Origin of the sequence: Pedobacter sp. Leaf170 (assembly GCF_920984665.1) — a bacterium.
In the GTDB taxonomy this organism is placed as follows: domain Bacteria; phylum Bacteroidota; class Bacteroidia; order Sphingobacteriales; family Sphingobacteriaceae; genus Pedobacter.
In genome coordinates, this window is sequence record NZ_CAKLBP010000006.1 from 18878 (window position 1) to 37139 (window position 18262).

8 protein-coding genes are annotated in these 18262 nt (G+C 37.2%); 4 read left to right on the plus strand and 4 right to left on the minus strand.

The genetic code is table 11. The features are described 5' to 3' along the window. Positions 1–88 precede the first annotated feature (88 nt). Entirely contained in the window at positions 89–493 is a 405-nt protein-coding gene (locus tag LUA90_RS14395; protein ID WP_231463616.1) for a response regulator transcription factor, read from the plus strand. 4 nt (positions 494–497) lie between these two features. Beyond that, on the plus strand, positions 498–1700 hold the full coding sequence (locus LUA90_RS14400) for a sugar transferase (RefSeq protein ID WP_304622673.1): 1203 nt from the start codon (positions 498–500) through the stop codon (positions 1698–1700). Between the two features lies 1 nt (position 1701). Here the strand turns inward: LUA90_RS14400 and LUA90_RS14405 are convergent, their stop codons facing one another. The 4 genes from LUA90_RS14405 to LUA90_RS14420 form a co-directional block, all read right to left on the minus strand. Continuing rightward, positions 1702–1899: a hypothetical protein gene (locus tag LUA90_RS14405; protein ID WP_231463614.1), complete on the minus strand. Its 198-nt coding sequence runs from the start codon at positions 1897–1899 to the stop codon at positions 1702–1704. Positions 1900–2055: 156 nt separating this feature from the next. Next, entirely contained in the window at positions 2056–4050 is a 1995-nt protein-coding gene (locus LUA90_RS14410) for an OmpA family protein (protein ID WP_231491347.1), read from the minus strand. Positions 4051–4056: 6 nt separating this feature from the next. Next, the gene (locus tag LUA90_RS14415; protein ID WP_231491348.1) at positions 4057–5058 is read right to left on the minus strand and encodes a PorP/SprF family type IX secretion system membrane protein; all 1002 of its coding nucleotides are present in this window, start codon (positions 5056–5058) and stop codon (positions 4057–4059) included. A 31-nt stretch (positions 5059–5089) separates the two neighbouring features. Next, complete coding sequence (locus tag LUA90_RS14420) at positions 5090–14473, minus strand: putative Ig domain-containing protein (RefSeq protein WP_231491349.1); 9384 nt, start codon at positions 14471–14473, stop codon at positions 5090–5092. A 235-nt stretch (positions 14474–14708) separates the two neighbouring features. Here LUA90_RS14420 and LUA90_RS14425 point away from each other — a divergent pair, with 235 nt between their 5' ends. Further along, positions 14709–17291 carry a hypothetical protein gene (locus tag LUA90_RS14425; RefSeq protein WP_231491350.1) on the plus strand — a complete coding sequence of 861 codons (2583 nt, stop codon included), beginning with the start codon at positions 14709–14711 and terminating at the stop codon, positions 17289–17291. 109 nt (positions 17292–17400) lie between these two features. Beyond that, positions 17401–18120 carry a DUF1080 domain-containing protein gene (locus tag LUA90_RS14430; RefSeq protein WP_231463606.1) on the plus strand — a complete coding sequence of 240 codons (720 nt, stop codon included), beginning with the start codon at positions 17401–17403 and terminating at the stop codon, positions 18118–18120. Positions 18121–18262 lie beyond the last annotated feature (142 nt).

Below are 18262 nucleotides of genomic sequence, written 5' to 3' on the forward strand. Positions count from 1 at the left end.
AGCTTTAAAAATTAATCATAAATAATAAAAACCTAATTCACAGTTTTTACGTTATAAACACTGAAGTTTTAAACTATACAAACCAAAAATGATTTTATCAGGTTCTCGGACAATAAAAATACTAATTGTTGAAGATGACGTTTTTATGCAGGCAATATTGGAGGAGATTTTGAATTCCACTTACGAAATCGAAACCAGATCCAATGGTATGGACGCTTTAGCATACATGCAAAATGGAAACATTCCTGATTTAATAATAGCTGATTTGAATACCCCAAAACTTAATGGTTTAGAACTAATAGAACAAGTAAAAGTTAGTGATTTCTTTAATTCTGTACCCATTTTAATTTTATCTGGCGAAGAAAGTTCTGATAAAAGAATTAAATGCCTTGATGCTGGCGCAGATGATTTTGTTGTTAAACCATTTAATCCGGCAGAATTAGAAGCGAGAATTAGGGTTGTTTTAAGAAGAATGGGTAAGCTGAGTGCATAAAAATATGTCTGAAGGAATTTACGCTCAACCAGGAAAACCCATAATTGCTTTAATTGGTTTCGAAAATAATTTCGAAGACCTTTTTGCAAATTGTAATTTTGGTGAAAAAGAAACTATTCATTTCGATAACGGAATGAAAATGGCAACAGCCTGGCACGACCAAAATTTAAATATAACTGCAATTATTTCTTACAGTGAGATTATGGCACCAGCCGGATTAGCACTTGTAGAAACCCTAAAGAAAAAAGAATTACCTGTTGTACCATTTTTTCTTGTAGTTAATTACTTTAATCCAAATCTTCGAAAATTAGCACTAACCGCCGGTATTTCTGATGTATTTAGAATTCCCTTAAAAGTTAACAGAATAGAAAAACGTATTAATTTTCTTATCGACAACTGGAACGAATTAAAGGACAGTATTAAATCTGATGTTCCACCGATAAAAAATATTGGCTTTGCAAAACGCGTATTTGATGTGTTTTTTGCAAGCATGGCCCTATTCTTCCTATCGCCCCTGTTTTTAATTATTTATATATTAATAAAGTTAGAATCAAAAGGCCCGGTATTTTATTATTCGCTTAGAGCTGGTACAGGTTTTAGGGTTTTTAAGTTTTACAAATTCCGGTCGATGTTTGTAAACGCAGACCAGCGAATTAAAGATTTAAAGCATTTAAATCAATATAATATAGATTCTGCATCAAAAGTTGATGAAAATGCTTCCATTAAGGAGAGTTTGTGTAATCAATGTGCGGCTGAAGGTAAATGTCAATATCCCCTTTACGCAGACAATATGCAATGGTGTGAAAAGGATTTTAAATATTCAAAACAGGCCAATTCTGGTTCTGCCTTTTTCAAAATCAAAAACGACCCAAGGATAACTAAAGTTGGAAATTTTATCAGAAATACAAGTATTGATGAACTCCCGCAGCTTTGGAATGTGATAATTGGTGATATGAGTATTGTTGGAAACAGACCTTTGCCACTTTACGAGGCAGAAAAGTTAACTACAGACAAGTATGTGCTTCGTTTTGCTGCTCCGGCCGGAATTACCGGTTTATGGCAAGTAGAAAAGCGTGGTAAGGGTGAAATGAGTGAAGATGAACGTTTAATGCTCGATAATACTTATGCCCAGCAACAGAGTTTTAAAAATGATATTAAACTCATTTTTAAAACCATCCCCGCATTATTCCAAAAAGAAAACGTTTAGTTTATTCGTCGATGGCCAAATGAACATCTATGGCCACAAGTCCCGCATCAGTTAATTCAATATCGAATTTTACTTTAGCGCCTTTAATATTGTAGAAGAAATTATCGCCTAGCTTAAAAGGAATTTCCTGGTCATTTTCGTCTGTAATTATACCAGAACCATCGTTATTAATTGATGTGATTTTACCTTCTCTAAGCATCGGGACTTTAGTGTGTATTTTTATGAATATTAAGTTGGCAATAATATAAAATATTGTATAATTAATTCGTATGATTTAAAATACAATTCACAACTTTTTTGAATAAAAAAAGCAGGATTAAAATCCTGCTTAAAACAAACCAACCAATACTAAACATTATTTTTTTAACACTTTAAATTCTGTTCGCCTATTTTTTGCTCTTCCGTCGGGATTATCCTTACCATTTCTAAATTTATTTTGGGCAATAGGAACACTTTCTCCATAACCTTTAAAACTCAATCTATTTTCTGAGATGTTTTTGCTAACCAGATAATTAAGGCATGACTTAGCTCTACGCTCAGATAAATCCTGATTATATGCATCAGTGCCAACATCATCGGTATGTGCACCTAATTCAATTTCCATTTCCGGATTATCTTCCATAATAGCTAATAAAGCATCGAGTGTTTTTTGAGATGATGATGTTAGTTCTGCACTGTTAAACTCATAATATATATTTTCGAGAACTATCGGAACGTTGATTTTAAAAGAATTAATACAATAATCCATTTGCATTAATGTATCAGCTTTGGCTACTTCCTCATAACTATAACTTTTGCTTAGTGCAAAATAATTATCTTTTGAAAGGTTTAATTTTATTGGCCGGCGGCTATCTATCTTAAATTCATACTTGCCAGATTTATCTGTAATAATTACCTTCTCTCCATCCAAATCTATCATTTTTACAGAAACACCATCAAGTGGCTTTTTCGTTTTACAATCGCTGATAATGCCTTCAATACTGATAAACTCACGTTTTACTTCAAAAATTTCTAAGCAACAAGCCGATTCCCTATCCGAACTGATGTAGCCTCTGCTTGCATCAGCATTTATTGGCGTGAAATATAAATCATCTTTAGAGGAGTTAAATGGATAACCTAAATTTACTGGCTTTGTCCAGTTTATAAAATCACCTTCAGATTCAAAAAAGTCAAATCCGCCAAAGCCTATTCTTCCATCACTACTAAAGAAAAGTTTCTTCGTTAATAGGTTATAGTATGGTGCTTTTTCATCATCTTCAGTATTAATTTGCGGTCCTAAATTAACCGGCTGCCCAACGGAACCATCAGTTCTGATAGATGCATACCACAAATCGTATTTTCCAAAGCCTCCACTCCTGTCCGAGGAAAACACAAGAAATTTACCATCAGAAGTAACAAATGGTTGAGCAGAATTGAAATCCTTATCATTTATTTGTAAACCTAATGATGTTGGAGCGAGCCATTTGTTATCAACTTTTTTAGATTGGTATATGGCATATTTCTCTTTCTCTTTCCAGGCAGTAAAATAGGCTACGTTTCCTTCGGGATTAAAACTTATTGCAGCTGTTTCCATATCTTTCGGCAAATTTAAATCGAGCATCTTCACAGCAATTTCACTCGCACTTAAATTATCTTTAGCTACATAAATATTATTGATAAAAGGGTTTGCTTTAGTAGTCACTACGGTTTCACCCTTAACCGCTTTAATAACTTCTGGCTTGCCTGCAACTGCAATAGGCCTTGATGAAGTGTAGTAAAAGTTATCAGCAGTTTTAACCGCAGCATAATTAGAGCCCAAACCATTAACTTTCTCGGGCACTTTATTAATTTGCATCATGCGAGGATAACGCATTTCTTTGATAGCAAACCTGCACGAAAGTATCTCTAAATTTGCAGTTTTAACCAAATCATCGCCTTTGTTTTTTGCAATAAACTGCTCGAACGCCGATATTGCTTCAGGAAATTTTTTATTTGTCCGCAAGCATTCTGCATAGTAAAATAATGCGTTTTTATATTTAGGCTTTCCAAACGTGCTTGCAACAGCATAGTATTTTTCTGCTTCTAAAAAATTTCTGTATAGCCTGCTAGATTCTGCCAAGTTAAATAAAGAACCTTCATAATCTTCAATCAAGTTATCCTTTATATTTTGCTTGCTTTCACTGGTGTAGGGCATCACAATTTGCGAGCTATCTGAAGTAATTTTCAAAGCCTTTTTATAAAATGTTGATGCTGCGTAATAATCCTTGTTTTGGAAATATGCATCTGCAACCTTTTTATAATTCACTACATATTGTGCATTTGCCGTTATGTAACTCAGGAAAATAATTATTTGGATGATTAATTTTTTCATATTTACTTATAAACGAGGACAAAAAAAGTTTGGACCAATAATTCCGTTTCTGCCAATTAAGGAAATGGATAATTCTAAACCACCATTACTATTCGAAGCCCGTTGAAAATTGGAGGTATTAACATCGTAACTCAATCCAAAAACCATATTTTTAAATTGTAAGCCAACAAAGGCGATTGCGGCATCCTTGATACGGTAGTTTCCACCAAAAAGAATGTTGGCTTCTTGATTTAACATAAGCTGGCCATAACCACCTAAAGAAATCTCGCGGGTATTACCCTGATACATGAATAAAGCATTCGGCACCACATCAAAAATTTCGGTTGCTCTTATCCTTGCGCCACCATGTGCAGTAAAACGAATTGGTGTGCGCATACTATTGCCCGAGAAACGCTCAACCGGGCGATTTAAGTGAGCCGCACTGGCACCGGCGAAGACGTTTACATTTTGGTTTGGATTTCCATCAAAATACATGATACCCGCATTTATATCTGGTACGAATGATGAAGTTGAAGCAAATGTTTCTCCGCTCATCATTCCACCATCATAACCGCCAATTGGATTGAACTGGTTACCAAAACGGGCTTGAGAAAAATCAAAACTTCGGTTTACAAAACCAGCCTGCAAACCAAAACTTATCATTTGCAAACCCTCTAAACCGAAACGTAAACGATAGGAACCTGATACTAATGCGCTTAAATAATTGAAGTCTAATTCGCCAGCTCTTTGATTAATAATTGTTGCGCCAAAGGCGAAGTTTTTAGTTGGCGCAACATCAAATGAAGCGCCCCCTGTTAAAAAAGAGTTTGATAGTGCACCCCATTGCTGCTTAAAATTAACAGACGCACGGTAATCGCCATCAATAACACCTGTTAAAGCTGGATTTAGCCAAAGCGGATAAGCATAGTATTGTGAGAAATGAGGATCTACCTGTGCATTCATCTTTAAAGACAAACTGCACAGCGTAAAAACAATAATATATAATTTAATCTGAGAGAATATTTTCATGGTATCTAAATTTTAACTGTGCTATAAATTGTTATCTGATAAGTGTTACCGTTCCTTTATTCATCACTTTAGTTCCATCGTTAGATATCACTTCAATCATGTAAACATAAACTCCACTTGGCTGTGCAACACCTCTAAAAGTTCCATCCCAGCCTGTTGTTGTAGAATCGACCTGATAAATAAGCTGCCCCCATTGTGTGTAAATACTCATTTTTACCGATGCTATGGTTGTTCCGTAAACTAAGAATATATCATTCTTGCCATCGTTATTTGGGGTAAAGGCATTCGGAATATAAATTTCATTACCTAGCGGATTCGCAGCTTTGCCCGTTAATGGATTAGAGTTTGCACTGGTTTGACAAGCAATCTGACCAGTTGTTCGCACCATTATAGTAACACCTTGGTCTGGTTTTAAGCCACTAACAACATGCCTTGTAGCATTTGCTCCTTCAGACGGGCGAAGCCAGGTTAAACCATTATTAAACGATATTTCATAACCCGTTGCACCAGATACAGGCGTCCATGCAAAAATTACACTGTTGCTCGTGGTACTTTCTACCCTAACAATTGGTGCAGTAAGTATTGGTAAAACTGTTATAGTAATTGGTGTTCTGGTTACACTTATACAACCCGAAGCATTAGAACTTTCTACGTAGAAAATAGTTGTACCGGTTATTGCTGGTGTTGTAAATGTACTTCCCTGACCAAGTGATGTTCCTCCAGCGCTTGCCGTGTACCAATTATAAGTTAAAGCTGCATCTGGATTTGCAACGGTTAATGTTGTTGAGCTTCCACCGCAAATTAAATTACTTGCAGCATTCACTTGCGCTGGGGCCAGTGGAACAGGAAGAACGGTTACATTAACCAAAGTTCTGGTGGTAGATGCACAATTACCTGAAACAGATTCGACATAAAATGTGGTATTTGCGGTCACCGCACCGGTATTAAAATTCGCACCAGAGCCTACAATACTACCACCTGTAGCGTTTGTGTACCAATTATAAGTATAACCTGCCTGGGAATTCGTAACACTCAACACGGTTGAACTTCCTGAGCATACACTTACTGCCGATGATGCAACCGTGGTAGTTGCCGGACGCGGATTTACACTCACACTCACCATTGTACGCCCAGCCGAATTGGCACAGCCTGCTGCACCAACAGCCTGTACATAATAGGTTGTATTTGTATTAAGAATAGGTGTTGTGAAAGATGTTCCTGTAAAAATTAAATTTCCACCAGTAGCACTATTATACCATTCGTAGATTATTCCCGTTTGTGCTCCCTGAACAATTAAGGTTGTTGCATCGCCTGCACAAATGGTTGTACCCGAACTTGATATTACCGGACTTGTAGGCACAGCACTAACATTTACCGCTACAACTTTTGCATTACCAGCAGCATTTTCACATTTATTGTCGCCTTTTACTGTTACGTAATAGGTAGCATTTGCATTTAAAACTGGTGTAGTAAATGATGCTCCGATAAATGAAATGTTTGTTAAAGCAGCATCGCTATACCAAGTAAATATTGGGTTAGTAACAGTAGTGCTGCTTGCGGTTAATACCGTTGCAGAGCCCGCACACGCCGAAGTATTCCCCGCAACCACAATATCAGTTGTGTTGGCTAATGGATTTACAGTTATGGTAACAGCCTTAGCATTAGCTGCATTATTTTCGCATTTATTGCTTCCTTTAACTGTAACATAAAATGTTGTTGTTCTGGTAACCGAATTAACATTGTATGTTGGCCCTGTAAATACCGGAACTGTTAAAGATGCATCGCTGTACCAGGTAAACACAGGCTGCAAAACCGTTAAGCTTGATGCCATTAAAGTTGTAGAATTACCCGAACAGATATTTACATTATTCAGCGTAATATCTGCAGCTGTAGCATAATCTTTAACAGTAACTGTTATCGCTTTTGCGTTTACCGGGGTATTTTCGCAACTATTACTTCCTTTAACAGTTACATAGAAAGTTGTAGTAGCGCTCAAAGGAGCCGTAGTGAAGGAAGCTCCCACAAAAGCTACGCTGGTTAATGCCGCATCATTGTACCAGGTAAATACCGGATTTAAAATTGTTGTAGAAGATGCTGACAATGATGCTGCAACATCTTTGCAAATAGTATTAAAACCTGTAATGTTGATATCAGAAGCTGAAGCTATTGTATTTACTCTTATGGTGATGGCCCTTGCATCTCCGGTTAAATTTTCACATTTATTGCTTCCTTTTACTGTAACATAATAGGTAGTTTCTGCTGTTAAGGCACTGGTGTTAAATGTGGCTCCAACAAAAGCTACGCTGGTTAAAGCGGCATCGTTATACCAGGTAAAAACAGGATTAATTACCGTTGTAGAACTGGCCGATAATGATGTTGCTGCTCCAGAACAAATTGCAGAATTGCCTAATACATTAATATCTGCAGCATTTGCTGATGGATTGATATTTACGTTTACCACTGCTGCATTTCCTACCGTATTTGCACAACGATTGGAACCACTAACCACAACATAATAAGTTGTTGCTGCTGTAATTTGTGGCGTAGTGAAGGTATTGCTTGATGATACCTGATTAGTCAAAGCCGCATCGCTATACCAGGCAAACACCGGATTTGTAACGGTTGTACTGCTTGCGGTTAAAGTTGTAATTCCATTATCACATAGTGATGTATTTCCACTAATTATGATATCACTTGCTAAGGCATTTTGGTTTACAGTTACAGTAACAGCCGTTCTTGTAGCATTTGCACAGCCAGAAACAGATGCAGCTTCAACATAAAACATATAAGTGCCCGGCTGTAAATTTGCAGATGTAGTGAAACTGCTGCTATTGCTAACCAACAGACTGCCTCCTGTAGCAGCATCGTACCAATTATAAATAACACCAGCCACAGCCTGCACATTAATAGTAGTAGAATTATTTACGCAAGTGTTTGCCGGATTTGGTGATGCAATTACCGTTACGGCTGGTGGAGCAGCAATGGTAACAGTTACTAATACTTTAGGACTTTCGCAGCCATTATTGCCTTTAGCTGTTACAAAGAAATTATGATTCCCGATAGGTAGTGTAGGGTCGGTTAAAAATGTGGTACCAGTAGCTTTGAGTACATTATCCTGATACCATGTGTAAATAATATTTGGTTTTGGATTGCTAACATTTAAAAGCGCTGACGAACCCAAACAAGCCGTTGCAGTTGCTGAGCTAACTTCTGGTACGGTAATAGAACGCTGAGCATAATTAAAATTAATAGTGTTTAGTACACCAATAAGACCAGAGAAAATGCGAAGTTCGGCACCATCAAATGGTTGAGTGGGTACGAAAGTTAATATTGCATCGCCTCCATTGGAAGCTAGTTCTATTTTTACAGGCTGACTATTTAATCTGATTTCATCAGCATTGCTGGTTGAACCATTGTAGGTTGTTAGACTGATATTAGGAAAAACCGAAGCACTTAACAAGTTTGCTGGAGATGAAATTTTTATGCGGAGTGTATCTCCAACATTCGATAACCCACCTGCAAAACCAACCCTTTGAAATACGTAAGCATTTGCTATGCCCGCTGTAACGAACAGTGTTGATGCTGAATTTACGTCGTTATCAACAGCTGCAGGTGCATTAAATACGCCCGAGCCGATATTTCCGCCTACATTTCCGGTTGCTAAACTAATACTCGCCGTTCCACACGGTGCTGAACCAGGTAACGCAGGGTTAACATTTACAGTTACGGCTACAGCTGCAGAATTACCACAAGTTGTTTCATTTCTTACATAATAAATTGTACTCGAGGTTAATATTGGTGTGGTAAAAGTTGCATCTGATGATACAAGATTTGTAAGTGCTGCATCGCTGTACCATCTGATGGTATTTCCGCCTATTGATGATGTTGCTGTTAATATTGCTGTACTACCAGATGTAATGGTTACAGTTGTTGGAGAAACAATTGGCAAATCAGGACCAGCACCTATGTTTACGGTTGCAGTAGTTCTCGAAGCAGAAACTCCACAACTATTTACAGCCTCAACCGTGTAGGTTGTATTTGATAGTGGATTAACCGTTAAGGTTACTCCATCGGGCCCCGCTGAAATATTACCTGCAGTGTACCATTTGTATGTTTCCCCGGCTATTGGATTTTTTACTTGCAAAATAACAGGATTAGCGGCGCAAGCATTAACTGCAGACGCTAATAACTCTGGAGCTAGCGGCAAAGCAGATATGGTTGCCGCTACCGGTGTTTTTGCACTCACACAACCGCTGGAAGATACTACGGCAACAAAATATTGAGTATTTGCAGTTAAGTTTGGTGTTGTAAATGAAGTTCCATCTGCTAATGCATTTTGATTTGCATCAAACCATCTGTATGTAAAACCTGCCACCGGATTGGAAACCTGTAGCGTTGCAGTAGTACCCGCACATGTGATAACATTTGCAGATACAACTTCAGGTGCTTTCAAAACACGCTGCATGTAATTTAAATTTATGGATGACAGAGCACCTGCAATTCCTGAATTTAAACGCAATTCCGCTCCATCAAAGCTTGCTGATGGAATTAAAGTAATTAATGCCTGCGAATTGCCGCTTAAAAGTCTAATATTAAGTATTGCATTGTTTAAATTAACAACATCACCATTTGATACACCATTCAAATATGTCGTGATTTGAAGATTGCTAAATATGCCAAGGGATAATAGTTTTCCTGGAGATGATATTAAAACTTTTAAAGTATCACCAACTCTAGAAGCACCCGGAAATGACAGATTTTGATAAACCGATGCTGCAATTCCTACCGGCATTACAAGTGTTGAAGAAGTTTGTGCATCAGTATCTATTGCAAGGTTTGGATTAACAACTCCGGCTCCAATGGCTATTCCAGATACTCCGTTACTCTGACTTGTTGCAGTTTCACAAGGAACAATAACCGGAGTACCAACGCCGCTAACGGTTATGGTAACTTGGACTCTGCTTGCAGAAGGACAACCATTTGGAGAAACACTCTCCACATAATAACTTGTATTTGCGGTAATTGGAGGCGTTACAAATGTTGCTCCAGTAAACACCGGACTTGTAGCATTTGCACTATCATACCAGTTAAATGTAACGTTGGTTTCTGTTGATGAAGCCGACAGCGTAGCTGTTTGACCTGATGGTACAGATAAAGAAGATGCTGTAACTACTGGAAGTACCGGTGCAGGATTTACATTTACCGCAGCCGCAACCCTTGCATTACTTATGCAACTTCCATTAGCAGCTTCCAGATAATAAGTGGCATTAGCTGTTAATATTGGCGTTGTAAAAACATTGCCGGTAAAAACTGGTGATCCACCTGTGCTGCTGGTATACCAATTGTAAGTTAGAGTAGCATCTGGATTATTTACCGAAAGAGTTGTAGACGAACCTGAACATACATTTGCAATCGGCGCCAAAACCGGTGTAGCTATCGCCTGAATAACAGTAACAGTGACAGGGATTCTTGTTGGATTTGCACATGTACCTCTGCTCACCTCAAGGTAATAAATAGTTGTTGCAGTAAGTGCTGGTGTGGTAAAAGTTTCTCCGGTAGCTAACAAATTTCCTCCGGTAGGTGCATCAAACCATCGCAGGGTAGTCGCTCCACTTGCTGTAGCAGATAAATTTACAGCAGTATTGGCGCAAATGGTTTGTGAGCCGCTTGTAATTGTTGGAGATGGATAGACTATTGTTGCGCCATAAACATCTAGGCTCGAAATGGCAGAAGCTAAACCTCCGATTCTAACTTCTACGCGATCAAATGCTGCAGTTGCCGGTAAAATCGCCTCAAAACGAGTTCCACCTAAAAGCGTTAATCTTAACAGTGATGAATTTAACGGATAGCTTGCAACAACCGCATTTCCATTCATTACGTTCACAGTAATGTTTCCTAAAAGGGATAAATCTAATAATCCGGTAGGTAAGCCTAAATCTAAACGAACACTATCAGTTGCTGTACCAGCCGAATTAAATATTAATTGCTGATAGCCCGTAGATAATGCACCAACAGCTAATGTTATTCTGGTAAAATTATTTGGATTAGCATCAGTTGAATTGCCTGCACCATTAATTCCACATAAAATACAGATGCCTGTGATACCAGAATTTTGTGTACCGGCTGCATTACATGCCGTATTTCCAACTCCGTTAATTACGGTAACTGTTACCGGTACGCGAACGGCGCTTGTGCAACCACTTGCATTTATGGTTTCAACATAAAAAGTTGTGGTTGTATTTAGAGCAGGTGTTGTAAAATTTGAGCCAGAAGCTAATTCAGTTCCACCGGTTGGGGCGGCAAACCAATGTATAGAGCTTCCGGCATCAGCGGTAGCTATTAATGTAGTTGTTTGCCCTGCATTAATTACCTGATTATTGGTGGAAACAACCGCCGGGTTAGCCGCAGGATTAATGCTTACATTAACCGCTGTTCTGGCGCTTACTGCCGATCCAGATACTGCTTCAACATAAAAAGTAGTATTCGCTGTTAAAGGACCAGTGTTAAACAGACCATTATTATTAGTTGCTAATGGCGTATTTCCTGTGGATGCATACCAGTTGTAGGTTACACCAGCTTGTAAATTGCTCACATTTAATGCTGCTGAGCTGCCTGAACAAACCGAAACAGATGCTGCAATTGGCTGACTTACAGTTACGATGACAATGTAATCTGTATTAACAATATTTCCAGTTGCATCTGTAGCCGTTAATGCTACAGTAAATGTACCGCCAACTGTTGGAGTTCCCGTAATTTCTCTGGTTGTGGTATTAAAATTTAACCCCGGAGGCAGGTTTGTTGCCGTATAATTATACGGTGGCGTACCTCCACTTACCGCAGGCAATGTTTGAGTTGGATAAGCAATCCCCACTGTACCATTTGGTAATGAAGCTGTTGGCAACGATAGCACACCAATTACACTTAAGGGATAAGAATTATTTGCAGTATTACCTTGCGAATCGGTTACACTTACCAGTACAGAATAGTTACCCGCTTGAGTAGGTGTTCCGGTAATTTCTCTGGTTGCTGCGTTAAATGTTAAACCCGGAGGTAAACCCGTGGCAACATAAGTATAAGCGCCAACGCCCCCTGTGGCAGAAGGAATTAGTTGAGTCGGATAAGATGCTCCAACAGTACCGCTCGCCAATGTTGATGGTGGTAATAATAATGGGTCGGTTACAGTAATGGTATAATTTGTGGTTATCGTTCTACCATCGGCATCGGTAACCGTAATTGGAACAGTAAATGTTCCGCTTACAGTTGGCGTACCCGAAATTTCTCTTGTAACTGGATTGAATGTTAAACCAGCCGGAACTGAAGTAGCACTATAAGTATAAGGACCAACACCTCCAGTAGCTGATGGAATAACTTGTGGCGTGTAAGCTCTACCCGTTACACCATTTGCAAGTGTGGCGGCGGGCAAAACTAAAGGATTGATAATTTTTACAACAAAGCCAGATGTTACAGCATTTCCATTAACATCTGTTACCGTAACCGGAATAGTATAAGTTCCAACGGCAGTTGGTGTACCGGCTATTTGTCTGGTTGTGGGGTCGAAGGTTAAACCTGGAGGAAGATTTATTGCCGAATAAATATATGGCTCTGTTCCGCCTGTAGCTGCGGGAATAGTTTGTGGAGGGTACAAAACACCCGTCACTCCATCTGGGAGATTTCCTGGCGTTAAAGCCAAAGCGCCGGTAACTATTAAATTGTAATTTGCAGTTACGGTGCAGCCTTTACTATCTGTTGCAACTATCGAAAAACTTGCCGTTCCACTGGCAGTTGGAGTACCTAAAATTGTTCCATTTGCAGATAAAGTTAAACCAGCAGGCAATGTACTTCCGCTTGCTAAAGAATATGTAAATGTTGGTGTTCCGCCAGTTGCTAAATCAACTTGTTTACTATATTGAAAACCAACGGTAGCATTTGATAAAACAGAGGAATTAAAAACAATAGCTGGATTTACAGTTATTGAAACTGGAACCCGAACTGATTCTTCTGTACATCCCAATCTTCTTGCCGCAACGTAATAAACCTTATTTGCTGTTAGCTGAGGAGTTGTAAAAGTACCATTGAAAGCGGTGGTAGCTAGTGCAGCTCCACCTTCCGCAACATCGTACCAACGTAAATCATTTGTATTTGGCGTTGTGGCCGATAATGTAGCGGTTGTGTTAAAACAGGCATTCACCGCATTTGAGCTTGGCAAAACAAATGTTGGTCTGGCTGCCGAACGGGTTAAGCCATAAATTAATATGGTTTGGGTTAAATTAACATTTAATAACGATGACAAGGTTACTTGTACCCTATCAAAAGTCGCCCCTGGTGCAAACGGAATGGTAAGGGGTTGTCCGCTACCGAGCGAATTTAACAATTCGACACTTAACAAAGTTGCCGCATTCTGACTAAAAACCTGCGTTTCACCATTGTAGGCGGTAACAGTTAATCTACTTAAAACGCCTGCATTTACTAAATTCCCTGAAGCTGCAATTCTTAAATTGATTTCATCTCCATTATTGGATGGGGTATTGAAATAAAAATTCTGACTTATAGAGCCGGCAACACCCAATGCTCCTAAACTTAGCTCTGAATAGTTTGTTTTGTCTGCATCTATAGCAAAACTCGAATTTGTAACACCTGCTTTTCCTAAACCAAGTGCATCAACCGTTAAACCATTGCCTTCAAAACCGGTTGCAAAAGCTTGTACGCAGGCATCTGTACCAGAGGTATAAAAGGCGTAATAAACCTTTGTATTATTTAAGGTTCCTAATAAAAGTGCGCTTGTGGCATCTTTAACATAAACCCTGTCATAATCTACAGTTGGCCGAAGCGCAACATAAAAATATCCATTTGCATCCTTAACCAAACGTAAATTAGAACTGGTAAATCCATTAACACTTGTTCCGGATAAGACGGTAACTCCGTTTGAATTTCTCGCACCTACATCAATCGAATGATTACCTAATGCAACACCACCTACAACACCACTCAATAAACCACCTAAATTTCCGCCTAAAAGTTGATTTAAAAGTGTTGGGTCGGCATCAATTCTAATGTACGATGTTGTACCAGCTGGAATAGTATTCGGAAATTTTAATTCGATCTCACCAGTATATGCACCTATACCTACAGCTAAACCACCAGAAGATTTTACGGTTGCAAATGTTAATTCATCAGCTGTAATTGCATCGGTAGCATTATCAACCGTTGGTGTTAAATAGCAACCGAATAAACCTAAAGTTCCACATCCTGTTAAACTCGATTGTCCGTTAGGGGAAACCGAGCTTACTGTATTTGCATAAATTTTTGTTTGTGCATACGATCTAAGGTTTAAAATCGTTATTAAAACAGCTATCAGAAAAATTTGAATTGCAATAGGTTTCCCGAACCGGGAAAAAGTAGTAAAGTTTTTCATCATACAAGCGCAATTAGGGATAATTTGTTTTTTCAAGAAATTGGATTACATCCCTCTTAGGAGTGTTTTCTTATCTTATTTGTAAATCTACGCTAGATAGAATCATTAAGATTTATCCATTATTGTTCATTAATCTGAGGATTTGCGCTGTTCATTTTATTCATAGGGGAAATGTTACTTAAAACTATTTCGGCTATTGCATATTTTTTATGACATTAGTATCATCATCCTCTGATTAATGAATACAACTGATTTGCTCTCTCAGCTAAGGAAATTCGTTCTTATAAAATCTGGTTTAAGGAATATCGATCCAGCCCATTGTAAGACAATTTCAGAGCTAATTTTTAAGGAAACTAAGAACTACGTTAGCGAAACCACGGTAAAGCGCTTTTTTGGTTTTGCACAAACTCTACATAAATTTTCGCTTTTTACATTAAATAGCTTATCTCAATATATTGGTTATTCTGATTGGGAATCTTTCTGTAAAGAGAAAGAGCATGAAGTTTCTGATGTTGATGATGTATGGCAAAGTTTAAATATCAGAACTCAAGCCATTACGGATGTATCTTTAATAGCCAAGAAAAATTCATCAGGTGTACCTTTTACAGCTACCTCAAAGCGGAATTTCTTATACAGTGATTTTGACTATTTCTTAAAAAACGATTATCAGTTTACAACCATAAGTGCTCAGCCCGGACAAGGAAAATCGATATTAATTGCTCATTTAGTTGAACATTTTTTTTATAGCGAAAATGCACCATACAAATCAGATGTAGTTTTATTGATTAATTCTGGTACAATCAGCGATATTATTCAGAATGGCTTATCACTTAAAGAATGGTTTTTAAAAGAATTTAAATTTGCCGGTGTTAGTGAATTAATTGCATACTTTTTAAAAAACCCTAAACTCTGCAAAGGGCGTATTGTACTTATTGTTGATGGTATTGATCAATATTTAGCAATCGATAAATACTTTAAAATATTTGTGGATTTTCTACACAGTATCCAGCATAGTAATTTTATTAAAATTGTAATTGGTTTAAGGGTTAATAATTGGGTAAACCTGCAACCAGCCATTACAGGCTCGGCATTTCTTACCAATTCCTGGTACAAAGGTTTATTTTTTGATGAAGATAAAAACACCAATATCCCTGCGCTAAATCAAGAAGAAATTCTATTTACACTTAGTAAAATTGAAGGAAAACCAGTGTATGAAAGTGATTTGCATCCAGGTTTGTTGAATCAATTTAGAACACCATTTTGGTTGCAGATATATTACACACTAAAACAGGAAACAAAAGTTTTGAAGCTTAGCAATCAACTGCTCTGTTTGGAACTAATTAACTATTTTTTAGAAAACAAGGTGTTTTTATCCAAAAACAGCACCGAAAAAATTTTTATTCTTAAAGAAATCAGTCGGGAAATATCAAAAGGGGCGATATACCATCGCGTTGCTAAAGAAAAGATACTTTCACACACGGTAAAGTATTTTGAAGCCTACCAGGAGCTTCTTTACGGCGGTATTTTAATAGAAGAAAAAAGATTATCAACTGCAATTCCTACGGAGATAGTTAAGTTTTTAAGTGATGATATTTATACTTACTTCCTCTTTCTACAGCTAACGGAGAAATTTGAATTTAAGCCCAATAAAAGTTTCTTCGAAGAAATATTATCTAATTACGCTAAAGAGCAGATTTTACGACAACACCTGATAAACTGGAGCATTAAATTTTGCATTAACAGAAATGAAATATCAGCGCTCAAAAACATTTTCAAACTTCCATTTACAAACGAGGAGAAAAATAAAGCTTATGATTTTATATGTGATGTAGCCCTTTTCGAACTTGAGAAAAACGACTCAAAATTTAATACCCAAAGCATAGATATTCATTTTGTAGATTTATTAGTATCTGGACAGGTTATTAGCCAGAATTACAAAACGCTGATTAAAAATTTATCTGAGCGGGTTTTTGATGAAAACATACAGATGATTTTGCATGTAATTAGCAGCAGCATTGCCATATTAAATTTAGATAAAGTTGCCTTAGCAGAGAGCATGCATCTGTTAAAACGATACAATAAAAAGCTGTTGGAATTATTTCCAATTAATCCTTACGATTTAATTTCATTTTTTAATAATACGCTAATAGGTAAGCCAAATAACAGCGCCAGCCTTTTTGAAAAAATTAATAAGTTTTGTATTGAGGTACATAAAAGTAAGCCATTACCCAATGATATGCTGGGAAGCTGCGAAATGATTACCTACCGCTTGGTGCTGATGGTATTATTTAGCAACAAAAATTATATAGAATGCATACATCTATTGGAAGCCATACTAAAGAAATATCCTAAAATATTTTATCTGCGCTCTTCGGTTTTCTCTTCGTACCTGTTAATTATTATGGCCCAAACCACGCTAAAGTTAAATCGGTTAAAAACTACCCAAAGGGTTATTAAGCTTTTAGGCAATTATCTAAGCAATCCTAACACGTATTATACATCATATACAGAAGCATCATACATTTCTGCGAAAGCAAATTTTTTAAACCATACAGGTAATTATAAAAATGTTATTATTGAAGCTTCTAAGGGAATTGAGTTTGCAAACAAACATAACTTACCCATTTTCGTAATTGCTTTTCTGCTCTTAAAAATCAATGCTTTAAAACATATTAATAATGGCGATGGAGTTTCAATAACCATAAAAGGTTTATTGAATTACATAAACGTAAATAAATTAACCCTCCCCGATTATGTTAATTTAAACGACGAAGGCTTTAGCCATACTTTTAAAATCCTAAAATCGCACAAACAAAATTAGTATAGAAATAATTCTTACTAAATCGATTTGTAACAGTTTCAACGCACATTATCGTTAAATACGAAAAGCTTCCAAGTATTTATTATTTTCGAAATAAAAAAAATACCTGATGAAAAAATCGCTAATACTTCTTGCCGTTTCCGCTATGTTTTGCGCAACAACTATGGCTCAAGAAGCAAACACATTAACTAAAAAAGAAGTTAAAAAAGGCTGGAAATTGTTGTTCGATGGCAAATCTTTAAACGGTTGGCACACCTATTTGAGAGACACGGTAGGTTCTAAATGGACTGTACAAAATGGCGCAATTGTTTTCGATCCAACAAAACCAAGAAATGGTGGAGGCGATATTGTTACAAATGAGGAATATGAAAACTATGAATTAAACCTGGAATGGAAAATTTCTAAAGGCGGAAACAGCGGAATTATTTTTGATATTCAGGAAAATCCAAAATTTAGAGCCACTTATTTAACAGGACCTGAAATGCAGGTTTTGGATAATATCGATGCAGATGATAATAAGAAAGAAAATCACCTGGCTGGATGTTTATATGATATGGCTGGTGATGCAACGGTATCAAAACCGAAACCAGTTGGCGAATGGAATAAAGTGCGTTTGATACAAAATAAAGGACATTTAACTTTCTACTTAAATGGCACTAAAACTTTTGACGGACAAATTGGTAGTGATGAATGGAACAAATTGGTTGACAACAGTAAATTTAAGGATAAAGCTTTCGCAAATTTTGCTAAAGTAGCCAAAGGAAAAATTGCATTACAAGAGCATCCAGGCTCGAGCCAATGGAGAAATATTAAGATTAAGCAATTGTAAAATTGCTTAAATTTTCGTCATTCTCCACGAAAAGGGGAATCTTAAAGCACAATACAAATCGCTTTATGATTCCCAATTGAATTGGGAATGACGAAATTTAGTAATCATTTTCTCCACTTTATGGCGAAAGCGGGAAATTTAA

Coding starts and splice junctions, on each gene's coding strand:
- LUA90_RS14395 (WP_231463616.1), top strand. CDS start 89: ATGATTTTATCAGGTTCTCGGACAATAAAAATACTAATTGTTGAAGAT.
- LUA90_RS14400 (WP_304622673.1), top strand. CDS start 498: ATGTCTGAAGGAATTTACGCTCAACCAGGAAAACCCATAATTGCTTTA.
- LUA90_RS14405 (WP_231463614.1), bottom strand. CDS start 1,899: ATGCTTAGAGAAGGTAAAATCACATCAATTAATAACGATGGTTCTGGT.
- LUA90_RS14410 (WP_231491347.1), bottom strand. CDS start 4,050: ATGAAAAAATTAATCATCCAAATAATTATTTTCCTGAGTTACATAACG.
- LUA90_RS14415 (WP_231491348.1), bottom strand. CDS start 5,058: ATGAAAATATTCTCTCAGATTAAATTATATATTATTGTTTTTACGCTG.
- LUA90_RS14420 (WP_231491349.1), bottom strand. CDS start 14,473: ATGATGAAAAACTTTACTACTTTTTCCCGGTTCGGGAAACCTATTGCA.
- LUA90_RS14425 (WP_231491350.1), top strand. CDS start 14,709: ATGAATACAACTGATTTGCTCTCTCAGCTAAGGAAATTCGTTCTTATA.
- LUA90_RS14430 (WP_231463606.1), top strand. CDS start 17,401: ATGAAAAAATCGCTAATACTTCTTGCCGTTTCCGCTATGTTTTGCGCA.